12 protein-coding genes are annotated in these 25,435 nt (G+C 60.3%); 8 read left to right on the top strand and 4 right to left on the bottom strand.

Going from position 1 to position 25,435, the window contains the following annotated elements; translation table 11 throughout:
• Nucleotides 1–118: 118 nt before the first annotated feature.
• Together BV106_RS26410 and BV106_RS26405 are read right to left on the bottom strand one after the other, a co-directional pair.
• On the bottom strand, nt 119–1,708 hold the full coding sequence (locus BV106_RS26410; RefSeq protein ID WP_038169734.1) for a sialidase family protein: 1,590 nt from the start codon (nt 1,706–1,708) through the stop codon (nt 119–121).
• An 834-nt stretch (nt 1,709–2,542) separates the two neighbouring features.
• Nucleotides 2,543–3,856, bottom strand: a complete 1,314-nt coding sequence (locus BV106_RS26405) for an amidohydrolase (RefSeq protein ID WP_038169733.1) — start codon at nt 3,854–3,856, stop codon at nt 2,543–2,545.
• 580 nt (nt 3,857–4,436) lie between these two features.
• Here BV106_RS26405 and BV106_RS26400 point away from each other — a divergent pair.
• The gene (locus tag BV106_RS26400) at nt 4,437–5,363 is read left to right on the top strand and encodes a ketopantoate reductase C-terminal domain-containing protein (RefSeq protein WP_038169732.1); all 927 of its coding nucleotides are present in this window, start codon (nt 4,437–4,439) and stop codon (nt 5,361–5,363) included.
• Between the two features lie 1,282 nt (nt 5,364–6,645).
• Here BV106_RS26400 and BV106_RS37635 read toward each other — a convergent pair.
• Nucleotides 6,646–8,469, bottom strand: coding sequence for a patatin-like phospholipase family protein (locus tag BV106_RS37635; RefSeq protein WP_265596093.1), 1,824 nt, complete (start codon nt 8,467–8,469; stop codon nt 6,646–6,648).
• A 131-nt stretch (nt 8,470–8,600) separates the two neighbouring features.
• A complete protein-coding gene (locus BV106_RS26380) occupies nt 8,601–10,799 on the bottom strand; it encodes a Piwi domain-containing protein (RefSeq protein ID WP_265596088.1) in 2,199 nt (732 codons plus the stop codon).
• 1,421 nt (nt 10,800–12,220) lie between these two features.
• Between BV106_RS26380 and BV106_RS26375 the strand changes: the two genes are divergently transcribed.
• From BV106_RS26375 to BV106_RS26340, 7 genes are all read left to right on the top strand, one after another.
• The gene (locus tag BV106_RS26375) at nt 12,221–15,961 is read left to right on the top strand and encodes a DUF1553 domain-containing protein (RefSeq protein WP_265596087.1); all 3,741 of its coding nucleotides are present in this window, start codon (nt 12,221–12,223) and stop codon (nt 15,959–15,961) included.
• Between the two features lie 44 nt (nt 15,962–16,005).
• Nucleotides 16,006–17,301, top strand: a complete 1,296-nt coding sequence (locus BV106_RS26370) for a DUF1501 domain-containing protein (protein ID WP_038169725.1) — start codon at nt 16,006–16,008, stop codon at nt 17,299–17,301.
• Between the two features lie 34 nt (nt 17,302–17,335).
• Nucleotides 17,336–19,414 carry a sensor histidine kinase gene (locus BV106_RS26365; protein ID WP_081892309.1) on the top strand — a complete coding sequence of 693 codons (2,079 nt, stop codon included), beginning with the start codon at nt 17,336–17,338 and terminating at the stop codon, nt 19,412–19,414.
• Nucleotides 19,411–20,034 (top strand): response regulator transcription factor, encoded by a 624-nt coding sequence (locus BV106_RS26360; RefSeq protein WP_038169723.1) that lies wholly within the window; start codon nt 19,411–19,413, stop codon nt 20,032–20,034. The genes BV106_RS26365 and BV106_RS26360 overlap by 4 nt, the downstream gene beginning before the upstream one ends.
• A 212-nt stretch (nt 20,035–20,246) precedes the next feature.
• Nucleotides 20,247–21,116: a PEP-CTERM sorting domain-containing protein gene (locus BV106_RS37630; protein WP_081892297.1), complete on the top strand. Its 870-nt coding sequence runs from the start codon at nt 20,247–20,249 to the stop codon at nt 21,114–21,116.
• Nucleotides 21,117–21,484: 368 nt separating this feature from the next.
• On the top strand, nt 21,485–22,225 hold the full coding sequence (locus tag BV106_RS26345; protein WP_051946363.1) for a GntR family transcriptional regulator: 741 nt from the start codon (nt 21,485–21,487) through the stop codon (nt 22,223–22,225).
• 103 nt (nt 22,226–22,328) lie between these two features.
• Complete coding sequence (locus BV106_RS26340) at nt 22,329–25,433, top strand: PSD1 and planctomycete cytochrome C domain-containing protein (RefSeq protein WP_265596086.1); 3,105 nt, start codon at nt 22,329–22,331, stop codon at nt 25,431–25,433.
• Nucleotides 25,434–25,435: the final 2 nt, after the last annotated feature.

The raw sequence follows: 25,435 nt of genomic DNA, 5'->3' as shown, positions 1-25,435 counted from the left end.
CTTTGTGCCTTCGTGCCTTTGTGTGAGAATGACTCATCAGGGGCGGGGCGAGGCAGCCGGAGCGGTCGCCCTACAACCCAAGTGGCTTGGGAGCATTTCTTCCAGCACTCCATCGCCTCTATTTCCGCGATCCCTCCTTCTCCACCACCCCCGGCGCCTGCACCTCGGCCACCAGCACAGTCGTGTTTGGTGCCTTGCCGGAGTAGAAGGACACGTAGTGGGTGTCGCCGATCACGGTGGCGTTCGCATTGCCTGCATCCCACGTGACCGCGCTCCCGGTGGCGATGGCTTCTGACGCGGGCCATTTGAGCGGGGCGTTGAAAATGGTGTCCGGATCCACCACCCGACGCCGCACGATGCCGTGACCGCGGTGGTAGTGGTAGTTGCTCAGCAGGCCCGTCTTGGCATCGAGGATCAAGCTCGGGGTGGAGCCGGTTATGTCGCCGATGTTTGTGCGCGAGCGCTTCCAGTTCGCGCCGTTGTCGGTGGATACGATCTGGAACTGGGCTCGGTCCGTGGTCAGAACTCCTGACTCTGTGCGGGCGATGACCAGGATCTTGCCGTCGCCCAGGTACACGGCGGAGGGCTCGGTGGGCCACTCTGCTTTGGGTAGCTCGGATTCCACGGTGGTCTGGGTCCAGGTGGTGCCGTTGTCGCTGCTGGTCACGATGCCCCAGGAGTTGGTGGGTTCGTCCGTGTAGTTTCCTGCGAACCACAGGGCCATCAGCCCGACCTGCGGCACGGCAAAGACGTCGGTGATCTGCATGGGAGACACCGCCAGCTGGGGCGTCGCCAGCAGGGTAAAGGTCACCCCGTCCGTGCTGCGGTACAGATCGTGGATGCGCTCTTTCCCCACGCGGCGCACCCAGAGGAGCATCGCCCCGTTGGCATCCAGCCCTTTCCCCACGGGGACATCGCCGTACCCCGGTGAATTGGCCACCGTTGTTTCCTGCGTCCAGGTCTTGCCTCCATCCGTGGAGGTGCGCGCATAGGTGGCGCGGGCGTCTTCGCCGATCGTGTGCCCGGAGCCCCGGGTGTACACGCACACGAGCTTGTCGCCGATGGCCTGCAGCATCGGCCAGGAGTTGTAGCCCTTCACGTCCTCCACGACGTGCGCCTTCTTGGGCACCTGCACCGGCGTCACCTTCACCAAGGCCAGACCGGCCGGGTGGGTAAATGTGTCTGCCGGATCGCCAGGCTCCCGCTGCAGGCGTACCCAGAGCGGCGCGCCCGGCACCAGCTCGTAGTAGGACTCCAGTACGATGGTGCGGGTGTGGAACGGTCCCGCGGGCAACGTGGTCCGCACCGGCGTGCCCAGCTTGTAGCGGGCCGTGAACGGGCCGTCTCCGATCATCTGGGAGAGATGCACCCGGTAAACGTCCTCAAACGCCGGGCTCGTGGAGGCATCCGTCTGGGTCACCACCACCTCCACCTTCACCGCCGCGCAATCGCTGGGCAGCCCTGTCACCAGCCCGGCCACCGACTGCCCCACCGTGCCTCCGGATAACGACCAGACGGGGAGCTGAACAGGGCTGCTCGACATGAGCGCCAGGGAGGGATTGCCCGTCGCGAGAGTCAGTTGATTGGGGGAGAGCGTGGCGGGAGTTGGGGGCACTGGATCCGCGGCCCCTGCGCTGGCGGCCATCAGGGCGAGACAGAGAGGGAGTGCCGTGTGGCGCACGGATTGAAAGCGGCTTGTGATTCGCATGGTGAGGGAATGCTTGTCTGGACTGGGTGGGAGCACAAGGGGAGGGAGATCACACCATAGTGGGACCTGTAGTGAAGAAGGCGCCAGACTGCCAGACCTGAGTTTCCTCACACAAAGGCACGAAGGCACAAAGGGTGGGGAAGCTTAAAGGAGGCGGGGGTTCCTAGCCCCGCGTATGTGACGTCTCATCGGCCCCCAACCTCCAATTTATCCTAAACATCCGCCGGCAGGGTTGGAGTACCGTCCGCGCGTTGCGGGACGGCTCAGTCGATAAACTGAGGGCGTTGCAGACGGTCTGGCAATCAAGCTCGATTGTCCATTTCCCCCTTCGCTCGAAAAAGCAGGCTAAAGCCTAACACTCCTTTAAGCTTCCCCGCAGGCGTCGCTCTGGGGCAAGGTAGAAGAGCCGTCCCGGCTCTTGGGTGCGCTGGGTGGTTCGAAGAACAAGAACCGAGACGGTTCTTCCACATTGAGAACGCCGCAATCAGTAAAGGAGGCGGGGGTTCCCAGCCCCGCGTATGTGGAGTGGGCGGAGCGGGGAGATGATCGTGGGACGTTTGGCTGGTGAGCCGGTTGGCACAACCGGACTACGCCTGTGGCGACCTCTTGTGCGAGAGCTCAGGTCTTGTGTCTTGTGTCTTCTAGTCTGGAGTCTCCCGCGCAGCGGGCAGGGCTACAACCCCCGCCTCCTTTAAGCTTCACGGCAGGCGTCGCCACAGAGCAAGGTAGAAGAGACGTCCCGGCTCTTGCATGGCGCACGTTGGGTGGTTCGAGGAACAAGAACCGAGACGGTTCTTCTACAGTCCCGACCTCAAGCTGCCCCGAGGCCTGGCCTCAATTGCGATCCAAAAAATCGCACGCCGCAGCGGCCATGACCGCGACACCGGTCTTCAGGCACGCTTCATCGACATCGAACGCGGGCGTGTGGATTTCTCCGGTGATTTCCTTGTCCGGATTGCTGACCCCCAGGCGGAAGTAGAAGCCGGGGACGACTTGGGCGAAGTACGAAAAATCCTCGCCGCCCATGCCGGGGACCATTTCCAGGACGTTGTCCGGGCCGAGCAGGCGGCGGAAACTGGGCAGCGTGGCGTTGGTCAGCTCCTTGTGGTTGATCACGCTCGGGTACCCTTTGCGATACTCCATCGTGTAGGTCGCGCCATTGGCCTCGGTGATGCCCTTGAGCGTGCGGTGCATTTTCTCAAGCACCGTGTCGGGGAAGGCGGCGTCATAGGTGCGGACGGTGCCGCCGAACGTGACCTCATCCGCCAGGATGTTCTGGCGCTGACCGCCCTGGATGACTCCGACGCTGAGCACGAGCGGCTGGCGCGTGTCCGTCTGGCGGCTGCGGATGGTTTGCAGCGCGGTGATCGCCTCGGCGGCGACCACGATGGCGTCCACGCCGCGTTGGGGTGCGGATCCGTGCGCCATCACCCCGCGGATGGTGACCACGAAACTGTCGCTGTTGGCGCTGTCCGGCCCGATAGCGTAGGCGACCTGACCAGCGCGCAGATAGTGCGGATCTTCGCCACGGCCGTCCGTGCGCGTGATGGTCGGGCGGCAGTGCAGGCCAAACACGGCTGCGGGCCGCGGGTTGTCCATCGCCCCTTCAGCGATCATGAGTTTCGCACCCCAATCGCCCTTGTAGGTGGGGGGCATGCCTTCCTCCGCAGGCTGGAAGAGAAACTTCACGCTGCCGCGCCACTGGTCGCGGTGCTTGGCGAGCAGCTCCGCGACCCCCAGGCCGACCGTCGTGTGGACATCGTGGCCGCAGGCGTGCATGACGCCGGGATTTTGCGAACGGTAGGGCGTGGCCCGCAGTTCTTTGATGGGCAGCGCGTCCATGTCGGCGCGGATCGCCACACAGGGGCCGGGCTTGCCGCTGTCCAGCAGGCCGACCACCCCGTGCTTGGCCACCCCGGTTTTCACCTGAAGGCCGAGTGTGCGCAGCCGCTCCGCCACCAGCGCCGCGGTGCGTTCCTCCTCGTTGGAAAGCTCCGGATGCGCGTGAATGTCCCGGCGGGTCTCCACCAGCTTCGGGTACAGGGCATCGATCGCAGTTCGGAAAGTCGCGTCGCGCGGGGACTCCTGGGCCATGAGCGCGGCGGTGCAGAATCCAAACAGGGCAAGGGGCAGGGCGTAGCGTTTCATTTCAGGGCATGGCATTCGCGGGACGCAAACATCTACGTCGCAAAACCTGAGAGTTCTCACACAAAGGCACGAAGGCACAAAGGGTTTGATGAGACGCCAGACTAGAAGACACCAGACACAAGACCTGAGCTCTCGCACAAGAGATCGCTATAGGCGTAGTCCGGTTGTGCCAACCGGCTCACGCACCAAACGTCCCTTGATCGCCAGTCCCCTCCGCTCACCTGACGTCGCATGGGCCCCCAACCTCCAAATGATCTTAGATGACCGTCGGCAGGGTTGGAGTACCGTCTTTAGGCGGCTCAGTCGAGAAACCGAGGGCGTTGCAGACAGTCATCGCATTCTATCCCGATTGCCCATTTCCTCCTTCGCTGGAAAAGGCAGGCTAAAGCCTACCACTACTTTGAGCCTCCCGGCAGGCGTTGCGCCGGGCAAGGTAGAAGAGCCGTCCCGGCTCTCTGGGGTTCACGGAAATGACACTCATGGGCAGCGCCCAGCCCGGGAATTACCCCAGGCGTCCAGCACACCAATTCTAGCGTAGGGAAAAGGGTCTGACCTCCCTCGAACCTTCCTGCTACAACCTATGGAACCTGTTTACGTGATTGGATGCGGCGCCGTCGGGGTGCCTTTGATGGCTTGTCTCGCTGCCGCGGGGCGGCCAGTGATCGGCGTCCGCGCCAGTGAGGAAGACGCGCCAGAGCAGACGGTGACCGTCCCCGTCACGGTGGCTGACCGGGCGCTGGACCTGCCCCTTCAGACGGTTGGCATCGGTCGGTTGGGGGAGATCAAGGGGCCGGTGGTCATTGCCACCAAGGCGCATGCCAATGCGGCCCTGGCCCGGCGGCTGGCTCCGCTGGTGAGCGGGCCGGTGGTCATCATGCAGAATGGGCTGGGCGTGGAGCGCCCGTTTGTAGAGGCCGGGTTTCAGGAGATTTACCGGTCCGTGTTGTATGTCGTGAGCGAAGGCGATCTGAAAAAGGGCTTCCGCTTCCGCGCCGTCACGCCCTCGCCGGTGGGAGTCGTCACCGGCACGGAGGAGCGGCTGCAGGCCTGTCTGGCCGCGCTTCATACGGTCGGCTTCCCTTTGCGGGCGGAGGCGGACATCCAGCGCGAGGCCTGGACGAAGACCATTATCAACTGTGTGTTCAACGCCGTCTGCCCGTTGCTGGAGGTGGACAACAGCCTGTTCTCAAAGAACGAAGAGGCCCGAGACCTGGCGCGCAAGATCGTCACCGAGGGCGTCACCCTGGCGAACCGTCTGGGCATCCCCGTGGAGGTCGAGGCCCTCATGGAGCGGGTGCTGAAGATCAGCGCCAACTCCACCCAGGCCATCTCGACGCTGCAGGACCTGCGGGAGAACCGGGAGACGGAGATCGACTACCTGAACCTCGAACTCGCCCGCATCGGTGCCGCCCTGGAGCCGCCCGCGTCCCTCCCGATCACCGAGACCCTCGGCCGCATGATCGCCCTGAAGTCCCGGCTGGGGCGGGGGACAGGGGGTGCGGGGTAGGGCCAGCAGCCATGTCTTGTGCTCCTTAAGAGGAAGGGGAAGGGGATGTCTGGGGGGAAGATGCTGCTTCGCCTCGCGGTCAAGGAGTAGCCCTTGGGCTCTTGGCTGATCTCCACGAGGAAACATCGCAGACCGGGAAGTTAGTGCCTCCTCACGTCGACAACTACGACCGGTGTTGTTGGCCCCATGGCAGAAGGCATTCTCAAACAGCTACGGTATCCGCACGCGCGCCGATAGCTCACGCCTCTCCTCCCACCCACTGGTGTTTGATCGCCAATCTTCCCAGCGCCCCTGTAGTTGTCGACGTGAGGAGGCACTGGCTGCAGCGTCTGCCACGCATTTGGGGTGGCCGCCCAGGAACCACCTGGAGGTGCCCGCCTCCATCGGAAGCTGATCCCCAGCGGGGATCTCTAACACAGCCCAACGTTGGACGAGCCCTAAGCGAGTTAACGTTGGGTACTGCCGCAGCAGATGATCAGGTGGGAAGGCCGACAGCATCCGCTTCTTCCCCATCGCCTTCAACACCTCCACGTCATTTGGATGCGACGTCGCGAACTGACTGACGTTCGCGGCAAGATGCCGCGAACAGCCCGCAGGATGCGGGCGCTCCCCGGGCTTCTCAGGGGGCTCCATCAGCCGCAGAGGGTTGGGGCGGGGAGGGGAGAGGTGTGCGTTGGCACCGGCTCATCTCCTCGCCTGCTGCTGGCATGGCCTCCCTTCCTCTGTCTCGCCTATTTTTGCTTTGGCAGCAGTGCCTGAACTTCCTTTTTGAAGTCGGCGACCGGAATGACCCGCCCGCCAAAGTCAGGGGTGGGGTCGGAGTTCATGCCGAAGTCGGACACCTGACCCTCCTTGATTCGATGCGTGGAGGCTGGATCCAGCGGGTGATAGAGGTTGGGCCAATGTTTAAGGATGTTCGATAAGATGCGCGTATTCTGAGTCGAAATTTCTACGCTGAGGCCAGTTCGATGGCATTGGAACTGTTTCTAGTCCCGCCGCCCTGAGCGCAGAAACTCTTTGATTCATCGGAATCTTAGAATCGTTGCCGACCACGTTTGCGCGCTGCTCAAGAAAGTTCTGCAACAAGTCACCATCTAGTTAATAGGATGCGGCTATGAGTGCAAGTGCATCGTGATAACTCTTGGATCTGCCTTCTGCTTCTATTTTCTCAACGATAATATCTAACTGCTGTCCCACCGCTCGTGGCAACTCCTTGGGTGTGGAACGTTTTTCATGGTGATAACGTAACACGCCTTCCAAATTTGTCGGAACATCATCAAGTTTACCAAAGTGTTTTAACGTAGATGCGATACACCAAAAAACACACGACGATGGCGATGCAGAGCACCAATAGTCCATGAATTATCACCCGGGCCATCGGCCGCTGCTGCGACTTCTCAAGGTCAATGTCCGTGGGTGTGCCATGCAATTGGGGGGCACCTGCACCTTCTAGTATGGACGATACAATCTTTTCTCCTGCTTTGGCGGTTTCAGTGTGTTCGACTGGCTTGCCGAGAGCTACAGTAGCTGCCGCAAAGCCGTGAAGCATTAGAGCTTGGCATTCTCGCCAATTTGGGGCATCCAAATCAGTTCGAAACGAAGCAAGTGGCGTCTGTGTAGTAAACGCCAACTCCGGTGGAGTAGGCTGTCGTTTCGAAAAGCTGATGATACGCAAGTCCGCTCCCAGTCGCTGTTTGGCGAGGTCCACTGCTGCCCGACTAAGCGCAGCTCCTTGAGCGCCCACGTCTGTTGCCGGCCCTGTTCCCGGCTTTTTGCCTTGTGGGCGTTCTGCATCGACGACCAAGACTTCGTCGGCAAGGCTCCATCCCGCATCGCGAAGGCTTAGCAACACCTCAATACCAAGATTTCCGATAACGCCCCCATCGTTGAGTGAAAGTTCATCCTTGAACTCATCATAGCGAAGTCCAAAGTCGCGATGAGTGAGCTTCATCCTAGGGAAAACAGGCGGAAAACAAGCAGAAGTTGCGACTGCAAGCGATAGAGGTACTCCTGTGCTGTCGGCTACTATGTGTGTAGTGTGTCCACTTTCTATGGCGTCCGGGGAAACTGGAAATCTCGCGACTTTACCTGCTGTGAATGCAATGCGCTCAAGCCTTACGGCATCCGTTGCCACGAAAGCGACTTGTGGGAATCCAGGCTGGTTCAAATCGCCCAATCGAGTTTTCGAAAAATGCACGTTAAATGCAGAACGCAACCTGCCGCTAAGTGACGCTGATTCTCGAAACCATGCCAGGGGATTTAGGCGCGACCAAATCCAAGGGACAACTATATTGTGACGTATGTCGGAACGCGCGAAGCGCACAAGATCAGCCGCCACCGTGACGAACGACTGCAGGCTTTCTATTGCGTCCCTCCATCGAGAGGCTAAGTGCGCGGCAAGTATGCTACCTCCTGAAACCGACACCAAGCCACCGACCCTTCCAAGGTCATTCATGTGAACCAAATATGCCACTACCCCAAGTTGGAATAGTGTTGCCCGAAGCCCTCCGCCCGACAGGACAAGGGTAATCGGACGCTCGTAGCGTGAGACGGCCCATTCAATTGCGGCTACTCGTAGCCCGGCTTCGAAGGCATCTGCAACTCTAGTCGATTCCTCTAACGCCCGATCCAATACTTCTGTGGCGGACTTTTCGAAAGGTAGACTCCATCCTCGACGGATCAACGCTGCGGTAAGCCACTCGGGGTGATTTGAATTGTTGCCGACTACGTCCAAGATAGTTAGTCGAAATCCAAGCGTCTCAAGCAAGCCTCGCCTCCATCCCCCATCCGAGAACAATACGTTGGAATCCGTCCAAACTGAGCGAGACCAGTTTGCTATCTGGTGACGCTCCACTTCGTTAAGAATACCGTCCACACCGACAATAATCCCGGTAAAACTGAGAGGGTCCGCGACAACTCCGGACGGTTCGCCCACAGTTGAAATGTTTGGTCTACCAGTAGACCACTCAAGTTGTGCTTTAAAGCTGGGCGCAAAGCGGCTTTTCAATGAGTCCACTCCACATGCAAATCCTAGTACTGCAACGTTGCGAGAATTACGGTCTGCACCCTTAGCTGCGGCAGCTCGCGTTGCTGCCTCCTCTAGCATATGAAGAGTGTTGGCACTCCGGAGAAGCCAACCGAGGAATGCTGCTGCCAATGGATTTTGCCCTGCTTCAGCAAGAGCAGTCTTCAGTAGGACATCGCGAGCGTCAAAGACTGCTTTTAGATCGTTCTTATTCATAGAAACCATCTCAGCCGGTTAAGTCTCCCATGTATTGAATCCACACTGAAGTGCGGCAATCCTCCGAGCCTACCAAGGAGTCGCGCTATAAGATGTGAATAGCCAATTGTTACCGGCATTCCGGACATGTCGAAGCTTTTCCACGAATGAGATGCAAACGTGTAGACCTGCTCTGCGAGATATTTCATGTCTGTGAATGTGGAGCTTCGATGGAGGTGGAGCAGTGCCGGATAGGGTAATCCGTCGGTAGGCTTCTTTACCTCCTTTGCCCCCGTGAGCGATAGGATAGCGCTGGATCTGTTGAGGGTGAGATATGCTCCCCTCGTTGGCGCGAACTCACCTTTCATCATTTCCTTTACATTCGAGAATCCCGCGCCGAAGGCTTTAACTCCTTGATTGTCGGTGTCGTACAATACGATATCGTGATCCTGGGAAACATGAAGGAAGGCAAATTCAACATTGTAACCGCTCAAACTTTCTGTGACTGCCTTTACTGCCTCAGCTTCAGTGTCCTTAAGAGGCTTGAACGCATGGAATATGAGCCGCACTTCGTCGCCCCTCTGCCAGTTCATATCAGTTTGTGCACGTTCAATGGCGCTCGTAAGCATCTGCACAACTGCCTTTCCGTACTCTTCAAACGGGACGGCATTGGACATGTTGCCGAGTAAGTAACGTCCTTCACTTGTGAACAACGTTGTGATGCCAACCATGCGTTGTCGAGAGCCAAGCCTTGAGTCGCTGATTGAGGCGCTGCCAAGCCCAACAACCAACTCGTGTGCCATGGGATTATTTACTTTTAGATGCCATGGTGTTCCGCCGAGTTTGGCATAGCTTGCAAGTGCTATGTTGCTCAGTATGAAGTCAAGCCCCGTCCCTTTTCGACGCGTGGTTTCAATCATGAACTCCTGAGTGGGTATCTGCTGTGAAAGAAAAGCCGCTTTTGTGACCAAGTAAGGGTTGTTGTCCCCCCGAAGGTTGTGACTTGCTTCATTTACCTGTACGAACGCCAAATGCCAACGTTCCGCCTCTGTTGTGACCGCGGTTAATGCATCCTGAGCAGCACTTCGATAAGCCGTGGCAGATGCGTTTTCAGCAAGAAAGAAGCGGATTACCTTCCCTTGCAGTCCGTATGTTTTGATGAATCCGTTCGGAAAGAAACATCTTCTTCCCGGCTCGTTGTTGCCTTCAAAAAACTTCCGTAGAAACTGTTCTACTTCGCCTTTGCGACTGCGTTCACATATCACGCAGAATCTCGGGGTCGAGGGTGTGAATCCTTGCCGGCTATATGGCCCGAGTTCGGAAATTCCACGCTTGGCGTCGTTTAGTGCGGGCTTGTTGAAAGTTCGGTCGAATACGTAGAGCGGTTGTGACGATCTATGAACGCCTGGGAAGCGCTTCCCGTTTGTGTCAAGGTGTGGAATCACATGTGCATCAATCCCCGGAAGCAGTCGGAGTGGTTTGGAAATGAGACGGTTTTCGATGCGTCTAAGTTCGCTTAGCTTTTTGGGGCCAACTTGAGCCTCTGATTGCAATTTGAACAATGCCTTGTCTATACTTGTTCCCCTGCCATTGAAAGTGGCGTTTAGACATCGCAAAAAGCCCTCATAGTCAGCTTCAACCTCAACGTCTCTCGCTTCTACTGTGTCGCGACCCTCGCGACAGTCTGTCAGGTGCAGTGTGCTACCGCTGATCGAAGATACACGCCCTACCAGACGAGCACGCGGTTCAATCCTAGTGTCGTGGAAGGGAACCTTTTCAGATACATAAAGCCCAGCTAGGTCAAGTCCATCAGCCAGCCATTCCGAACATCGTCTCGCCATTCGACGGTGCGTGTGATGATCAAGCACCAGTCCGAGGAATGGAGGCCTTCCGTCAAAATGAAAAACACGGGCATCTATTGTGTGTGCCAGCCTTACGACCAACCATTCGGGAACTTTAGCGCCTTTGACTGCCTGAGAAATAAAGTTGTGCTCTTCTTCTGAGGAAACCACTTTTAATGGCTCTATGTCCACAATTTGCCTCTCTTTCCTTCGTGCGAAACCAGCGAGGAAGCTCTCATTCACTAGTTGGCGTGCTATGCCCAAGTTTTCGTGTAATCGAATTGTCTTTGTTTCGTCTAGAACAGTACAGTCCTTACCGTCTAGCTGCACAGCGTAGATCAAATCTAGCTTTTTGCCATACTCGTCAACGGTCACTCTTTTGAAGATGTGTGTTCCGACGTGTGCCTTCCGCAATTCACGCATCCCATCCCCAGAGTCAAAGGGTCGGACCCCTACGCAGATTTCGACATCAGGAAGATCGACAGGTAAGATGTTCAGATGTAAATTTCTCATTTATTTGATGGCGGCGCTGGAGGTGAGGACACTTGGAGCATTTGTGCGTTGGCGCGTGAAGGCGATTTTGACACGTGGGTGGAAGTGTGCTGTCGGATCTTGCTGAGTTTAGAAATACTAGGCTCCTATCGAATGGTTGCATAGGGGAAAATTGTGTGCTTCAGAATGATGTCTGAGAGCGCGAACGACCAAGTTTGCCTATTGTGAACTGGGTGGGATTTGGGGGGCTCGTTTTCAGTTAGGGGGGGACTGGATGGCTTGGGAGTTATTCTGATTGCCTCTTCATCCCGAGTCTAGCCGGGTCATACTATCACTGATCCCGCACAAGCTACCGGTGGCAGATGTCGGTCGAGCCATCGCATTCAGCCGGATGTGCTTGCTTCAAGGCGGCTTGGAATCCTTCGCCAGTCACGACACCGCGAGGTTTTTGGATGCCGCCGCATTGTCTTTTTTCGCCTTTTCGGTCGCGGAGGTGATCGCGGCTGGAGGTAGTGAAGGCGACGATATGGGGCTGGACGGCGTTGCCTTGGGCGGGAACGCCGGACTGGCGGATGTCTCTCGCGGTCCTTCATGCAGTCACTCGCGGGGTCGTCCGTACCCAGGTTCTCCGTTCACTTCGCGGCCATTGGCCCATTGGCTGGACTCTCTGTGTCCTTCAGGCCAGAGCCATCTTTTCGACTGGCCGTGATTGGCAGCGGTCAGTGGGTCATAGTATACAGCCGCCAGGATGCGCTCCGCTCACCTGCGGGGCTGAGAACCCCTGCCTCCTTTGAGCTTCCCGGCAGGCGCGGCGTTGGGATGGTAGAAGAGCCGTCCCGGCTCTTGGGGTGCTGGGTGATTGGGGGGAACAAGAACCGAGACGGTTGTTCTACGTTGGCGGCAGGCGCTGCGTTGAGAATGTAGAAGAGTCGTCTCGGCTCTTGGGGGCGCTGGGTGATGCGGGGGACAAGAACCGAGACGGTTCTTCTACCTTGGCGGCGGGCGCTGCGTTGGGAGAGTAGAAGAGCCGTCCCGGCTCTTGGGGGCGCTGGGTGATTAGGGGAACAAGAACCGAGACGGTTCTTCTACATTGGCGGCGGGCGCTGTGTTGGGAGAGTAGAAGAGCTGTCTCGGCTGTTGGGGGTGCTGGGTGATTTGGGGAACAAGAACCGAGACGGTTCTTCTACTGTGGCGGCTGAACGGACCCCGGCGCTCTTTTCGCGCACGATCGTGTGATGGCACCTGCGGTGCGGTGCTCCTTCCGCACGCATAGAATCGGCAACGAAATTTCCCTCTCTATGCCCATGCGCTCTCGATTTGCTCTGCTGTTCCTCTCTGTTCCAGGTTGGCTGGGATGCGCGGTGTTGGCCCTGCTCTCCACCAGCATCGCCCATTCCGCAGATCCAAAAGCAGAAGCAAAAGCAGAGTCAGAAGCACAATCGCCCGTGGCCCAGTGGAGATTCGAGGGCGGGGATGCGCTGGGCGTGTGGCAGGGGAAGGGCTCTCGCCAGGTGCCGGGCCCGCAGGGGCCGGGGTATCCGACGTTTGCGGCAGGAAACCATGCGATGGAGCTGGCCGGGCAGGACGCGGCGCTGGTGGTGCCGGATATGCCGGAGCTGCGTTTTCAAAAGGGCAACTCCATCACGATCGAGATGTGGGTGAAGGTGCGCAAGATCCGCGACGGACAGATCGTGCATCTCATGGGCAAAGGGCGCAATGGAACCAAAGAGTTTGGCGACAACAACCAAAACTACGGACTGCGGCTGAGAGGCGGGCAGGGGAGTGCGGCGATTGGGTTTATTTTCACCAGTGCCGCGGCGGATGGGCAGGCGGCCAAGTGGCACCGCTGGTGGAGCAACGTGACCTTTCAGACCGACACCGGATGGCATCACCTCGCGGTGACTTACACGTTTGGCAAAAAAGACAGCCTGCGGGGCTACATCGATGGCGTGGAGATCAAGGGCGCCTGGGATCTGGGGGGTGCGACCGATGCGGGGCCGGTGCACGATGGCGATACGCTGGTCATTGGCACCGGATACACGCGCGGCACGGCGGAGACGCTGGATGGCTGGCTGGACGAGGTGGCCATCCATCGCACCGCGCTGTCTGCGGCCACCTTGAAAACGCGCTTCGTGGTGGCTCCAGCACCGGCTCCAGAGATCGATCGCAGCAAGCTGCCGGGCGGGCGAGTGCTGGTGGAGCTGTGCGAGAAAGGCGTTCCCCAGAAGCCCATGTGGCCTGCGGAATCGCCCGTCGCGACGGAGTCGTATATCGAGGAGGTATTCGGCTTCTCCGAGCTGCCGCAACACTATGTGGCGACCGGCGTGCGCGGGGATCGCGCGGCGACCTTTATGCTGCGTGCTTCAGCGATGGTGCGGCTGCCGAAGGGCAAAAACCGGCTGCTGCTCCGCGGGCTGGGTGCCGCGCGGTTGTTCATCGACGGCCAGGAGGTGTTGAAGACGCCTTTCCCGCAGCGCGATCGGGCAGGCTACGCCCCCCTGACAGATCAGGACCGCTATCTGGAGCTTGGCCCCGATTTCCGCTTTGCGCCGCCGGGGAACAGCGAGGTGACGGGCACCTTCACTGGCGATGGGGAAGAGCACCTTGTGGTGTTGGAGACCGTGGTGGGCGGTGGCTCCGCCAGCAATCCCTTCCGGCCGGAGTTGGGGGAGACGGTGGCGGCGGTTTGTCCAGAGGGAGAGACGACGTGGTCGCTGCTGTCCCCAGGTTCGCGGCAGGTACCCTACACCGATGCGGGCTGGGCGGCGTACGAGGCGGAGCGGAGTGCCCACTTCGTGAAGGTGAATGCGGAGGCGCGCGCGGCGCGACGCCACGAGCATGCACCCTACTGGAAGGCACGACGAGATGCTGCGACAAAGTGGCTGGCCGCCACGCCGGAGGTGCCGGTGCCGGATCTGCCACCGGGGTTTCCCGTGCACAATACGATTGATCGGTTCCTAGCGGCACGCATCGCTGGGATCGCGGAGGATCGCTCCGCCACACCGGCTGACGGGGTGGATTACTACCGCGATGTGCAGCCGATCTTGGAGGCCAAGTGCTACAGCTGCCATCAGGGTGGCAGTGCCAAAGGCAAGCTGGGACTGGACACACTGACGGCCGCGCTGAAGGGCGGCAAATCCGACGGCCCAGCCATCGTGCCAGGCAAGCCTGCGGAGAGTGCCTTGTTCATCCGTGCGACAGCGGATCCGGACGAAATCATGCCGCCGGAAGGCAAAGGTGAGCCGCTCAATCGTGCGGAGCTGGCAACCCTGGAGCGCTGGATTGCCGAAGGAGCGCACTGGCCGGACTTGCGCTTTTCCACACTGAAGATGACGCCGCTTGTCGACGATTTGACGTTTCTCCGTCGCGTGACGCTCGATACGGTGGGCCTGGTGCCGAGTGAGGAGGAGATTCGTGATTTCTCCGCGGATGCGTCGCCGGACCGGCGTGCGAAGGTGATCGACCGTCTGCTGGCGGACCCTCGCTGGGCGGACCGCTGGATGGGCTACTGGCAGGATGTGCTGGCGGAGAATCCTAATCTCCTGAACCCTACGCTGAACAACACGGGGCCGTTCCGCTGGTGGATCTACGAGTCGCTGCTGGATGACAAGCCGATGGACCTGTTCGTGACGGAACTGATCCGCATGGAAGGCAGCCGACTCTTTGGCGGACCAGCGGGGTTCGGCATGGCATCGCAAAATGATGTGCCGATGGCGCAGAAGGCGATGATCGTGAGCAGCGCCTTTCTGGGGGTGGAGATGAAGTGTGCCCGGTGCCACGATTCCCCGGCCAACCTGACCAAACAGCAGGATCTTTTCGAGCTGGCGGCGATGATGGGGAGGAAGCCGATCAAACTGCCAGAGACGAGCAGTGTGCCGCTGGACAGGATTCATCAGAGTGGGCGTGAACCGCTCATCAAAGTCACGCTCAAACCGGGCAGCACGGTGGAGCCCAAGTGGCCGCTGGGCCAGATGAGTTCCGAGAGCGCGGCGGCCTCGCTGGCGATGAAGCCGGATGATTCGCGCGACCGGCTCGCAGCACTGCTCACCGCGCCGCAGAACACCCGCTTCGCCCAGGTGGTGGTGAACCGCTTCTGGCAGCAGCTCATGGGGCGCGGCATCGTGGAACCGGTCGAGGACTGGGAGAAGGGGAGACCGTCGCATCCCGAGCTGCTGGAGTGGTTGTCGCGTGAGTTTGTGCGCTCTGGCTATAGCGCCAAGGCGATCCAGCGTCTCATCCTGAACTCGCATGCCTACCAGCGGCAGGTGGATCCCATGCTGGCCGGCCAGGAGCCTCTCTTTGTCTCGCCCGCGCCACGCCGACTGGCGGCAGAGCAGATCGTTGATTCCCTGTTCACCGCCACGGGCAAGCCCTTTGCGCTGGAGGAGATGAGCCTGGACGTTGATGGCGACCGTCGAGCTGATTTCGCACTGGCGCTGGGCAAGCCGCGCCGCGCCTGGATGCTGGCCTCTACTTCCAATGAGCGTGACCGCCCAAGCCTGATGCTGCCGCGCATTCAAGCGGTGGCAGATGTCTTGGAGATCTTTGGCTGGCGTGGAGCTCGCGTGGACCCGGTCAGCAAGCGGGAGACCGCCCCCAATGTGTTGCAACCTGCGATCATCTCGAACGGCACCGTGGGGGGCTGGCTGACGCGGCTCAGTGATGATCATGCACTCACGCAACTGGCGATGGAAGATCAACCGGTGGATGCGCTGGTGGAGCGGCTCTTTCTGCGATTGCTCACCCGGAAGCCTTCGGCGGAAGAGCGCACCCTCTATGTCTCTCTGCTCACGGCAGGTTATGCGGAACGCATTGTGCCCGTGGAAAAACTTCCCAGATCAACCCCGTTACCTCGCGTGCGTGAGAAATATGTTAGTTGGTCGAACCACGTGGATGCCGCAGCGAATGTGCTGCGAGAGAAGCACGCCGAGCTGGCCCGCCGTGGCGATGCGCCTACCTCACGCTTGGAGGCTGACTGGCGGGGCCGCCTGGAAGATGTGGTGTGGGCATTGATCAATGCGCCGGGCTGGATCACCGCCCCTTGATGCAGACACACACTCTCTCTCTTTTACTCCTTCCCCCCTCGATCATGAATATCACCTCAACCCGCCACCTCAGCCGTCGCCTTTTTCTACAGCAAAGCGCCGCGTTCGCGGCCGCTCCCTTGTTGCCGGGCCTGATGAAGGCGGCCGCGCCGATGCCTGTGGGCAAAGCGGAACACTGCATCTTTATCTGGCTGGGCGGCGGCATGGCGCAGGTTGATACCTTTGATCCCAAACGTCGTGGCAACCCCAAGGCGTCGCCAAAAGTAGCGGGCTCGGATTACGCAGTGATCGATACCTCCGTGCCCGGCGTGCAGTTCACCGAGCATCTCCCCCAGCTCGCGCGTATGGCGGAGCGGATGACGGTGGTGCGTACGGTCAATCATCATGTCGTGGATGAGCACGCCTTCGCCACCAACCTGGTCCATACCGGCCGGATGATCAGCGGCACGGTGATCTATCCTTCCATCGGTTCCATCGTGGCCCAGCAACGTGGCGCGGCCGATCCGGACGTGCCTGCCTACATGCTCATGGGATTTCCCAGTGTGAGCCGGGGCCCGGGCTTTCTCGGGGCGCGCCATGGCTATGTCTATCTCACGGACACGGAGTCTGGACCGGCGGGATTCACGCGCCCTGAATGGGTGAACATGGATCGCACCGCGCGGCGGCAGGCCTTGCTGAAACCGTTGCTGGAAAAAGCGCCGGAGGGCACGATGGCCGGGGAATACGAAGAGGCGCAACGTGAAGCCTTGCGGCTGGCGGGACCAGGCTTCATGCGGCACTTCAAGCTCGATGAAGAGCCCGGCACCCTGCGGCAGCAGTACGGCGGCGAGTTTGGCCAGCGCTGCCTGCTGGCGCGGCGGCTGGTACAGGCAGGGGTGCGCTTCATCGAGGTGTCGCAAAATCTGAATTTCATCAACGGCACTGGCTGGGACACGCACAACGAAGGACAGATCAATCAGCACACGCTCATCCGTGATCTGGACACTGCCGTCTCTGCCTTGCTCCTGGATCTGGAGGAGAAGAAGCTGCTCGACAAGACCCTGGTCGTGATGGCCACAGAGTTTGGCCGCCCTCCGGAGTTCGACGGACGAGGTGGGCGTGGACATCAGGGCACGACCTTCAGCATGGTGCTGGCGGGGGGCGGATTGAAACACTGCGGCGCCTATGGCGTGACGGATGAGCTTTCGAAAAACATCGCGGAGAATCCAGTGTCGATCCCGGATTTTCACGCGACGATTCACGCGGCCATGGGCATCAATCCCCATCGGGCGCTGATGGACGGTTCGCGCCCCATCCCCATCACGGATGAAGGCAAACCTATTGCCTCGCTGTTCGGTTGATGTGTAGAGTGCCTGAATGCCTCCGCGCCCCAGCATGATCGCAATCCGCCTGCCAGCCTTGAGCTGGCTGGCCGTGCTGGGAAGCAGTCTGGTGTGCGCAATGGCGTTCGGCGTGGAGACGCCTTTGAGAACCGCTCTGGAGGTGCGGTCACTGTCGCCGGAGGAAGCGGAGAAGGAACTGCCGGTTGCGCTGCAGGGGACGGTGATCTTTGTGGACCCGCGAGGATCGGTGCTCGTCCAGGACAAGACGGCGGGAACGTTCTTTCGCGGCTCAGACGTGATGTCGCTGCGGGTGGGGGATGAAGTGGGGGTTCGAGGTGTCACTTCGCCGGGCATGTATCTGCCGGGCATTCAAAAAGCCACCTTTGAAAAGCTGGGGCATGGAGAGATGCCACCTGCTGCCCCGGTGTCCTACGCCGATCTGCTCTCCGGCCGCTATCACTACCAGCGGGTGGCGGCGGAAGGCATCGTGCAGTCCGTGACGGCCAGCGGAGACGGGGATCACACGATCCTTCACCTGGCGATGGATCAGGACCTGCTGGAGGTGGATGTCTATGCGCCACCGAAGGAAAGGCATCTGCTGGTGGACAGCCGGGTGCGCATCGAAGGGCTGGCGGCAGGGACGATCAATCACCGGCGGCAACTCCTCCAGCCCATCTTGTGGTTGCAGGACTGGAGCTGGCTCAAGGTACTGAACGCTGCTCCGCCCGTGCAGGACGTGCCGACCATCTCCGCCAGCAAGCTGCTGGCCTTTAGAGTGGTGGGGCAAAACGGGCATCGCGTGCGCGTCGCTGGCACGGTCGTCGCTGCCTTTTCAGACGGCACGGTCTTTATTCGCGATGAGGCGACGGCGCTCGGTCTGCAACTGCATCCGCCCATGCCCTTGAGCGCGGGCACAAGGATCGAAGCCGTGGGCTTTCCCAAGATCCAGCGCTTTGGCGCATCCCTGGTCAACACGCGCCTCATTGAGCAGGAGCCTGGGCCGGAGCCAACAGCGATTGAGGCGAGCCTGACCGATCTCTTGAACGGTGCGCATGACAACGATCTGGTCGCTGTGACCGCGACTCTCTCCGGCAGCTTCAGAGCGGAGGAGGGGCAGGTGCTGGTGCTGCAGGAGGGCGGCATCACCTTTCGCGTCATGGCACCGCTGCTGGAACACGAGCCGCCAGTCGGCACACGCGTACGTGTCACCGGGATCTGCCAGGTGGATTCCATCAAGATGACTCCTTCAGGCATCCAGTCAGTGCCACGTACAGTAAGTCTGCGCTGCCGCAGTGCGGATGACGTGGCGGTGCTCAACTCACCCTCATGGTGGACGGTGCGGCGGCTGGCCCTGGTGGTGGGCGTGCTGCTGTTCGCGATGGGGCTGGCGGGGCTGTGGATCACGGTGCTACGGCGTCAGGTGCGGCGTCAGACGACAGCCTTGCGCTGGCGGATCGAGCGCGAAGCCGCGCATGATGAGCGGCAGCGGATCGCGCGTGAGTTTCATGATACCCTGGAGCAGGGGCTCACCGGACTATTGCTCCGGCTTGAGGCCGTGCAGGCACATGGTGTCAATGAAAGGGGCGATCATCTTCTGCGCGCCTCCCGCGGCCTGGTCTCGCAGATGCAGGTGGAGACACGCAGCCTCGTTTCGGAGTTGCGCGTGCCTTCCCAGGAAAACGCGGACCTCGTGGCGGCGTTGCAGGCCATCGTGGATGAGCACCCTCTGGGCTGTGGTCCCGTTCTGAAACTGGAAGCCCGCGCCCCCATGCCCCCGCTTCCTTCCCGCACCGTCCATCATCTGCGCATGATCGCTCGCGAGGGGGTGACCAATGCGCTGAAACACGCCCGTGCGGCTAACATCCGCCTCGCTCTTGGCCTGGAAGGGAGCCGCTTGCGGATGACCATTGCGGACGATGGACAAGGCTTTGACTCCGAGGCGCTGCACGGCGGACAAAGGGGACACTTCGGCTGCATTGGCATTGAGGAGCGTTGCGCAAAATTCGGCGGTATCGCCCTCTGGCGTTCCGCACCAGGGCAGGGCACCACCCTGGAGATCGAACTGACGCTGGAAACCTCCGCCGCGGCTGCCCATGGGCACACCGCCAAACATTTGCTGCTCCATTCATGACCACTCCGCTGACGGTTCTCATTGTCGATGATCATTTCGTCGTGCGGAGCGGTCTGGCCGCGGCGCTCGAGGTTGAGAGCGACGTCAAAGTCGTCGGCGAAGCGAAGCGTGGAGAAGACGCACTGGAGGTGTACCAGCTCCGGCGGCCTGGTGTGGTACTGATGGATCTGCAACTGCCTGGGATCACCGGCGTGCAGGCCACAGCCGTACTGCGGGCTCATGATCCACAGGCCCGCATCCTGGTTTACTCCACCTTTGCCCACGATGACGAGGTGCAGATGGCGCTGGATGCCGGGGCGGCGGGCTACCTGCAGAAAACTGCGTCTCGCGACGAGCTGCTGACGGCGCTGCGGCGGGTGGCCGCGGGTGGGAGTTATCTTCCGCCTGAACTGGCGCAACGTCTGGCGGATCTGCGCCTGTGCGTCGGGATCTCCATGCGTGAGCGGGAGATCCTGGAACTGATCGCGAAAGGACACGCGAACAAACAGATCGCCGCATTGTTTGCCATCTCCGAAGACACGGTGAAACGCCATGTAAGCCACATCCTCGAGAAACTCGGTGTGCATGACCGCGCGCAGGCCACTGCGGAAGCCATCCGGCGTGGGATTGTGAGAGTCTGATCCCGAGCTCGTCCTTGCGGACAGTTATCCGGACCTATCGAGCACTTGGGCATGCCATCCGAGGCGATGAGAAATGCCGGGAAATTACGGCAATGGATTTTGTCAAGGGACCAGGTGTCCCCAAATGGTGCATGATGAGAGGGAGACGGGGTGGGGTGGTTTTGCCATGATCTTGATCAATATCAAGCAGTGCTTCCACTCCAAAGCGTCCTATGAAACTATCTTTTGCGACCTTGAAAACGGCCAGACCGGCCACATCACGATTCTCCGGTGGAATGAAGGGCAATGGCTCCTTCTGCCTGACGTTGCTGGTTCTGGCGTGTCTTGTAATACCGGCGCAGTCTGCGGTGACCCTTGGACTGTGGGATTTCAATAATGCGGCGGAGCTAAATTTCCTGAATACGGCTCAGGGGGCTGGACCCTATGCTGGAAGCACCTATTCGAATGCCGCAGGTGCCGTGCCCCACCTGGCTGTATCAAGCCTCAGCGTGGGTTCGGGCTTGAGAACCAACGGCGGAGCAGGAACGATTAGTAGTGTCGGCACAGCTACTTTGCCAGCCTACAACGGCGTCATGGGTGTTGGTGGCAGCAATCCGTATGTCTTTCCTTCAGCCGCGGCAGCGACAGCATCGCCCGCCGCCGCGATCACTGCCAGCGACTTCTTCTCCGTCACGTTGACCCCTGAGAGCGGCTACGCCCTTAACTTGACCGAGATCAGCTTCTACGCCTGGGGGAATCAAACCAACTCGACAGGCAGCTATACCTATTTTGTGCAAAGCAGCGCGACAGGCAGCACCATCCTTGGCACCACGACCAAGGCCTACGACACCACGGGTGCCGTGGTGAACAACAACACCGCGCCATCCTCCTCCAATCTCTACTCCTTTGACCTTAGCGCCTACTCTGCCGATCTGATGAACGTCAGCACCCCGATCACGTTCACCGTAGGCGTGTACTCAACGACCAACGGCAGCCTCCGTCTCGACAGTCTTCAGATTCAGGGCGATGTCGTCCCCGAACCCTCCCGGGCTCTCCTCCTCGGCGTGGCCCTGGGTTGCTGCCTGCTGCGCCGCCGTCGTTGAGGGCTGTAGGCCCGGGGTCATTCAGGGGAGGTGAAGCACGTCTTGGGCACGATGTCGATTGACCCGCCTAAAGGCGGAACTCCAACCACGGCGCGGACGTTGAGAGGGGGATTCGAGTGAATCTCGCTGTTCGAGATCTCACGTCATCAGGAGCAAGACGTCCCCAAGATACTCGTCGGCATTCGAAGCAGGGTTGGAGTTCCGCCTTTAGGCGGTCCGGGAAAAGCTGGCGAGGTCGATGATCTCCCTTTTGGCCCTCCTGACGTGAGTGCCGCTGCCGTGCTCCCCATTATTTTCACCTTTCCACCAAAAAAGTGTCGACACTTTGCGTCACTTTGTATTTATAGTGTCGACACTTAATGACCCCCATGACCCAAAATCTGCCTCATCCCCGCCGCAATCTGGCCAATGAGATCGTGTCTGTGCTGCGGAGCGACATCATCTCCGGCGTGATCAATCCTGGTGAAGCCCTCGCGGAACCGGTGCTGGCCAAGCGATTTGGGGTCAGTCGCGCGCCGGTGCGTGAGGCCATCATCGAGCTGGAGCGTGCCGGGCTGGTACAGTTCGAGACGACGGGGAGAACGCGCGTGAGAACGTTGGAGGAAAAGGATCTGGCGGAGATTGTGGAAACCCGGATCGCCCTGGAGTCGATGGGGGCCCGGCTCGCCGCGACTCACTGGACACCGGAACACACCCTCCGAGTGCAGCAATTCATCGCCGAGCAGGAGGCGGCCACGACGGACGAAGAGTTCAGCCTGCTGGATATTGCCATGCATGAATACATCATGAAACGCAGCGGCAATGAACGGCTGGTGGTGCTTTGGCAATACATCCGCTGGCAGTTCGAAATGGCTCTGACCTACATTCACCGCCTGCAGATCAACACGGCGCACGACCTCCGCCGCTTCACGGTGGCGGGGCACTGGAAGGTGCTGGAGACACTCGCTGGTCGCAAGCCGGAGGCGGCAGCCAAAGTCATGTCGCAGCATATCATCGGCTCGCTGGAATGGTCCGTCACCGAGACGACGGAACACCCTCCCGCAGCCGGCTCCGCTCCTCGTAGAGGCAACCTGGCGAAGATGAAAAGGGCGTCGCGCGCCTCCTCATAAGTCTGACCCGGCAACCCCCATGCATGGCCGGGCACCGCATCTGGTGCCGGCCGACTGTCTGTTTTTTTCTGTGATGAGACGCCCAGGTATATCTCTTCTCCTTTTGTTGCTCGTTTCTGCCGCATCCCCGGCTGTGGCGACGGACGACTTGCAACGTGCGGCGATGACCTTCTTTGAAAAGGAAGTGCGGCCCATTTTGGTTTCACGATGCTATGACTGCCACAGTGAGAAGAAACAGAAGGGCGGTCTGCGGGTGGACCATATCGGGTACCTGAAGACGGGCGGGGATACCGGACCGGCGTTGGTAGCCGGGAAGCCGGAGAAATCCGCCCTCATGGAAGCGGTGCGTTTCTCGAACCCGGACTTCCAGATGCCGCCCAAGGAGAAGATGCCGGATGCGGAGATCGCGATTCTGGAAAAGTGGATCAAGATGGGTGCCCCGTGGCCCGAGGATGCCGCGAAGAAGGTGGTGATCACCGAGGGCGGTTTCACGCAGGAGCAGCGGGATTATTGGTTCTTCAAGCCCGTGGCAAAGGTGACGCCGCCGGACGCAGGCGGCAACTGGGCGCGCAATGAGATTGACCGCTTCATCGCGGAAAAGCACGGGGAGATGAAGCTGGCCCCGGCACCGGAAGCGGACCGCCGGGAACTGGTGCGCCGTTTGACGTTTGACCTGCACGGCCTGCCGCCCACGAAGGAGCAGACAGAAGCCTTTGTGCAGGACAATGATCCGAGGGCGTATGAAACGCTGGTGGACACGCTGCTCGCCAGCTCGCGCTATGGTGAGCGCTGGGCCCAGCACTGGCTGGATCTCGTGCGCTATGCAGAGAGCGATGGATACAACGTGGACTTCTACCGCCCGTCGGTCTGGCCCTATCGTGACTATGTCATCAACTCGCTCAACGAAGACAAGCCCTACGACCAGTTTGTGCGTGAGCAGATCGCGGGCGATGAAATAGCGCCCGAGGATCCGCAGGTCCTCATCGCCACAGCATTCCTGCGCCATCCCATGTATGAGTACAACCTGCGGGATGTGCGCGGTCAGTGGGAGGTCATTCTGACGGACATGACGGATACGACCGGGGAGCTTTTTCTCGGCCTGAGCATGGGCTGTGCGCGCTGCCACAATCACAAGTTTGATCCCATCCTACAGAAGGACTACTACGCGCTGCGGGCCTTCCTGACGCCGGTGCACTGGCGTGATGACCTTAAGCTGGTGCCTGCGGCGGTCAGGCAGGCTTATGATGAGCAGCAGGCCAAGTGGGAAGAAGCCACTGCCGGGATCCGAGCCCAACTGGAAAAGCTCACCAAGCCGGGCGTGGATGAGGCGGTGGAGCGCTGGCGCGTCAGTTTCCCTGAGGATCTGCAGGCCATGACGCACAAGCCCGTGGCTGAGAGAGACGAACTGGAAAAACAACTGGCCGGTCTGTGCGACCGCCAACTTGAGTATGCACGCAGTACCTTCAACGCGGACTCCTATCTCAAGTCGGCGGAGAAAAAGGAGGAATACAAGAAACTGCGTGAGAGCTTGAAGCAGTATGACCACCTGAAGCCGAAGCCGCTGCTGGACGCGTTTGTCGTCACGGACGCGGGCCCCAATGCGCCCGCCAATCCCTTGAAGACCCGCAAAGGCGAGCAAGACGTGCCGCCTGGCTTCCTCACCATTGTGGATGCCAGCCCGCCGCAGATCACTGCCACCGCGACCTCCACCGGACGCCGCAAAGCGCTGGCGGACTGGATCACACGCCCCGACAACCAGCTCTCCACGCGGGTCATCGTGAATCGCGTGTGGCAGTATCATTTCGGTCGCGGCATCGTGGGGACGGCCAGTGAATTGGGCAAGCTGGGCGAGGCACCGACTCATCCTGAGCTGCTCGACTATCTCACCGCGAAATTCGTGTCCGGTGGCTGGCGGCTCAAGGCCTTGCATCGTGAGATCCTGCTTTCCGCCACGTACCGGCAAACCGCGCGTCGTGAGCCTGATGAAGCGACGGCGCAGATTGATCCCTCGAACCGCTACTTGTGGCGCTTCCATCCGCGTCGTCTGGATGCGGAACAGGTGCGGGATGCGTTGCTGGCGGTCAGTGGCGAGCTTGACGGGAAGTCCGGCGGTCCTGCTGGCGACGGCAACGGCACGCGGCGCTCCGTCTATACGATGAAGAAGCGCAACAGCCCGAACGAGCTGCTGCGCGCGCTGGACATGCCGGGTGGTTTTGCCAGCACCTCGGAACGCCAAAGCACCACGACGCCGACGCAAGCGCTGCAGTTGCTCAATGGCGACTGGCTGCTATCGCGCGCCAGCAAGCTAGCCTCCCGCGCTAAAACCATCGACGGTGCCTGGTGGGCGGTATTGGGGCGTGCGCCGACGGATCAGGAGAGGGTTGCGGCGGAGGGTTTCTTGCAGAAACGGGTCGAAGCTGCCGCACAAGTGGTGGCTGATGCGCCTGAAAGTGAGCCTGCGACGGCAGGCTTCAAAGTGAACACCGCGCATGAACGCGTGCTGGTGGAAACCAGCGAGAAGGAAGGCGACGACTTCACGGTCGAGGCCATCGTGAACCTTGCCAGCATCGACCAGGGGGCTGAGTTGCGTACGCTTGTTTCGCGATGGGATGGCGGCAAAGACAGGCCGGAATCCTTCGGCTGGAGCATTGACGTGACGGGCGAAAAATCGCGCTACAAGCCGCGTCACCTGCTCATGCAGATCGTGGGTCACGATGAGAACTCGAACATCGGTTATCAAGTGGTGGCCTCAAACATCTACCTTGAGACGGGCCGCCGTCATCACCTGGTGGCGCGTGTTTCCGGGCCTCGCCGCCAGGTCACCTTCACCGTGCGGGATCTTGATACACCCGGTGCGGCAGCGCGGTCATCCGTGGTGCCTCTGGACGGCCTTGCAAAGATCAGCCAGGGGGCCTCGCCGATTGTACTTGGTGGCTTGAGCAAACGCACGCCGACACGTCAGTGGGACGGCCAGATTGAGGCCTTGCGCATCGTGGAGGGTTATCTTCATGACGGGACGCTCAATGTCGATGCCAGGGGCTGGAAAGAGGGCGTCGTCGTCTGGCGCGCCCCGGATCCGCTGGGGGCCGCCTTCACCTGGAGCGGTGCTGACACCAAGTCCGCTCATGAGAACGATCCCTTCCGCCAGGCCATGAATGATCTCTGCCTCGCTTTGCTGAACACAAACGAGTTCTTCTACCTTCACTAAGT

Source organism: Verrucomicrobium sp. BvORR106 (assembly GCF_000739655.1).
Taxonomy (GTDB): domain Bacteria; phylum Verrucomicrobiota; class Verrucomicrobiia; order Verrucomicrobiales; family Verrucomicrobiaceae; genus Verrucomicrobium.
The sequence above is the reverse complement of the archived record's forward strand: the minus strand, read 5'-3'. Positions and strand labels throughout refer to the sequence as shown.

Excerpts from the sequence above, each read along its gene's own strand:
- BV106_RS26410 (WP_038169734.1), bottom strand. The coding sequence starts at position 1,708 with ATGCGAATCACAAGCCGCTTTCAATCCGTGCGCCACACGGCACTCCCT.
- BV106_RS26405 (WP_038169733.1), bottom strand. The coding sequence starts at position 3,856 with ATGAAACGCTACGCCCTGCCCCTTGCCCTGTTTGGATTCTGCACCGCC.
- BV106_RS26365 (WP_081892309.1), top strand. The coding sequence starts at position 17,336 with ATGATCGCAATCCGCCTGCCAGCCTTGAGCTGGCTGGCCGTGCTGGGA.
- BV106_RS26375 (WP_265596087.1), top strand. The coding sequence starts at position 12,221 with ATGCGCTCTCGATTTGCTCTGCTGTTCCTCTCTGTTCCAGGTTGGCTG.
- BV106_RS26400 (WP_038169732.1), top strand. The coding sequence starts at position 4,437 with ATGGAACCTGTTTACGTGATTGGATGCGGCGCCGTCGGGGTGCCTTTG.
- BV106_RS37635 (WP_265596093.1), bottom strand. The coding sequence starts at position 8,469 with ATGCTAGAGGAGGCAGCAACGCGAGCTGCCGCAGCTAAGGGTGCAGAC.
- BV106_RS26345 (WP_051946363.1), top strand. The coding sequence starts at position 21,485 with ATGACCCAAAATCTGCCTCATCCCCGCCGCAATCTGGCCAATGAGATC.
- BV106_RS26360 (WP_038169723.1), top strand. The coding sequence starts at position 19,411 with ATGACCACTCCGCTGACGGTTCTCATTGTCGATGATCATTTCGTCGTG.
- BV106_RS26370 (WP_038169725.1), top strand. The coding sequence starts at position 16,006 with ATGAATATCACCTCAACCCGCCACCTCAGCCGTCGCCTTTTTCTACAG.
- BV106_RS37630 (WP_081892297.1), top strand. The coding sequence starts at position 20,247 with ATGAAACTATCTTTTGCGACCTTGAAAACGGCCAGACCGGCCACATCA.